We start from the raw sequence: 3,163 nt of genomic DNA, 5'->3' as shown, positions 1-3,163 counted from the left end.
ATGTACAGGTTTCTTTTGTCTTGCCATAATAAAAGGCCCTCCTAATGATATTTATTGTATCATAGAAGAACCTTCTAAACATTATTTTACAGAAAAAGTTTCATACTCTCAAATAATCTCATAAATAATTGTCCCAGTCGCAAATATGCACTTCGTCCGGTTTGATATTGGTCTGTCACATCACGACATTCTCCCATCGTTCTTATCAGATCATTTTTTATTTCCACAACTGCCTGACAATCTGCCATAAAACAGCCGTTTTCAAAATGGTGATATAAACTTCGATAATCCAGATTAATTGTTCCACAAGTTGCCATACAGTCATCTGCCACACTCATTTTTGCATGACAGAAACCAGGAGTCCACTCATAAACACGAACACCATGTTTAACTAATCCATGATAAAAAGAACGAGTTATATTATAAATGAATTTTTTATCAGGGATACCAGGTGTGATAATTCTTACGTCTACCCCTCGCTTAGCAGCCAGACATAACGCATGCGTCATTTCATCTGTTATGATTAGATATGGAGTCATAAACCAACAATATTTTTCAGCTTTATTTATCATACTGATATAAACTTCTTCTCCTACTTGCTCATTATCCATAGGGCTGTCTGCATAAGGTTGAACAAACCCAGTTTGCTGTGCCGCATAATCATAGTGGAAAAGGTATTTACTAAAATCAGAATCATTAGCATCCTTATCACTTACTGCATTCCACATTTCCAAAAATGTCACCGTAAGCGACTGAACAGCATCTCCTTCTAAACGAATACCTGTATCTTTCCACTGTCCATACGGGTGTGTGTAATTAAAATATTCGTTTGCTAGATTATATCCACCTGTAAATCCGACTTTTCCATCAATAACTGTTATTTTTCTATGATCACGATTGTTCAAAAACAGATTTAAACCTGGCATAAACGGATTGAATACACGGCAATGAATTCCTATTGCTTCCATCTTTTTCACAAAATCTGTGTTAATAAAGCCTATAGAACCCATATCATCGTAGAATACTCTAACTTCCACACCTGCTTTTACTCGCTCTTCCAGAACATCTTGAATCTTATGCCATGCTTCAGCGTCTTCTATCGCATGATATTCCATAAAGATAAACTTCTGTGCTTTCTCCAAATCCTTAAGCTGTGCCTCTAATCCTTTCACTGCTTCATCAAAATACACAATATCCGTATTCTGATAGATTGGATACTGCGAATTTCTTTGTATGTAACTTGCTATATTTCCTGCTTTCGGAATTGTTTCTTTTATTTTGCTCAAACACTCCTGACTGTCCGGAAGCATTGGTAACAATTTGCTATCAATTTCTGCATATCGCTCACGCATTTTATGTGTGCCACCATTCAAACCAATCAACAAATACAGGCCTACACCCATAATTGGGAAAATTAGAATTAAGATGACCCAAGGCATTTTCATAGAGGATGTCTTATTTGATGCGTACAATCCCAAAACCAAGATCCCACTCAAAATCCTTGTAAATAAATTTATGATTTCTGCATATTCATTCAAGCGTGTTACGATAGTAATAATAAAAATCACTTCCAGAAGAATGCAGATTATGGAAAAACACAGCCGTTTTACCCCATTTTTTGTTTTTGCTTTGCCCTCTAAAGTATCTTGTTTCATATATATTCCACCTTCCTACTTGCTCAGTTTTCTTCCTAAATTTCGTGGAACATACCAATTTTGTCTTTTATTCTCTGCATTTCATTATCTGCTTCAATGATAGCTCTTGCAGAATGAAGTAATTCTTCACTTATCTCATCATAGCCAGGCATTTCTTCAATTCCTTTTTTATAGCGAAGTTGATGTTCCAATGTTGCCCAGAAATCCATACCATTGGTTCGAATCTGTAATTCTACACGCATAGGTGTTTTACCCTTAGCAAAAAATACTGGTATTTCAACAATCATATGATAGCTTCGATAACCATTCGATTTTGGATTTTTTATATAATCTTTTATTTCAATAACTTTAATATCATCCTGTTGGGTAATCAAATCTGATATCATATAAATATTGTCAATAAACGCACAAACTATTCGAACGCCTGCTACATCATTGAGATATGTCTGTATATTTTCTGTTGTAAATTCATATCCCATCTTCTGCAGTTTATCGTAAATACTATTGGGCTGATTAATTCTTGTTTTTATAAAAGAAATAGGATTTCGATTGTTCTCAACTGAAAATTCATCATCCAAAACCTCAAGTTTAGTTTGTATCTCCCGAATAGCACAACGATACATCATCATTAAATTATAAAATTTTGTAGCATTATTTAAAAACTGTAGTGATTCCGGACTGTTCATCCTGAGTTTTTTTACTTCATCTTTTGTCATGGAACTTTCCTTTCTACCTCATCCCTGATTTCAAAACATTATTTATTTTGATAGTTGATTCGTTCTCCTTGAATTACTGGATAACAAATCATTTTATCACTATCCAGATTTTCTACATGCATATCTACTGCACTGATCTGATGGTTTTCATAAGTATTGTAATAATAAATACCTTTTGTAACATTACAACACGACGTATACAATGTGATTTCATATTTTCCATCCGCTACTTCGCAACATCCTCGTTGCTGATCCACAGATCCGAGAATGTGGAAGAATTGGCTAACGCTTTCTTCCTCTGATTCACCTGAAATTGCATTTACCTTTGTAAAAGCTACACGTACAAAGCGTGAGGAAGATGAGAGATCTCCCGGAAGACCTAATCCTCCCATACCTCTACTATATGCATCAAGAGCCAAATTTTCGCAGAAAGTATTTCTGGGCTGTTTAGGAGATAAATACATATAATTATTTAGTTGAAACATCTGCTGTGGAAATGGAGGATTATTCGTAAGCACTCCTACTGGATTGTCATAAATATGCAAACCATCTGACATAGATTCTACCGTAATTGACTCATTCTCATCAGAAATGATCCAGTGTAATTGTGCTAATGGTAATTGCTCGCTGAAAGGAGTATTAACAATATTAATTCGTTCAAGAAGCTCGCGAACTTCAACTAAAGTAACCGCCAAATAATAATGCGGTCAGATATAAAATTACCCCAGCCCTTTGCGAGTTGGAGTAATTCACTATAATTCACATGCGATTTTTGATAGATTGGAGTTTTTC

At 35.0% G+C, this 3,163-nt stretch carries 2 protein-coding genes and 1 pseudogene; all 3 read right to left on the bottom strand.

Annotated features, from left to right (window positions below):
* Positions 1-86: 86 nt before the first annotated feature.
* A complete protein-coding gene (gene cls / locus ACTQ50_RS19325; RefSeq protein ID WP_441485523.1) occupies positions 87-1,655 on the bottom strand; it encodes a cardiolipin synthase in 1,569 nt (522 codons plus the stop codon).
* A 35-nt stretch (positions 1,656-1,690) separates the two neighbouring features.
* Entirely contained in the window at positions 1,691-2,371 is a 681-nt protein-coding gene (locus ACTQ50_RS19320) for a GTP pyrophosphokinase (protein WP_441485522.1), read from the bottom strand.
* 38 nt (positions 2,372-2,409) lie between these two features.
* Positions 2,410-3,057, bottom strand: a pseudogene (locus tag ACTQ50_RS19315) (linear amide C-N hydrolase); the annotation flags it as partial.
* Positions 3,058-3,163 lie beyond the last annotated feature (106 nt).

The organism is Blautia sp. Sow4_E7, from assembly GCF_052116245.1.
Taxonomy (GTDB): Bacteria; Bacillota; Clostridia; order Lachnospirales; family Lachnospiraceae; genus Blautia_A.
Note: the sequence above shows the minus strand (reverse complement) of the source record. Positions and strands in the feature narration are given on the sequence as shown.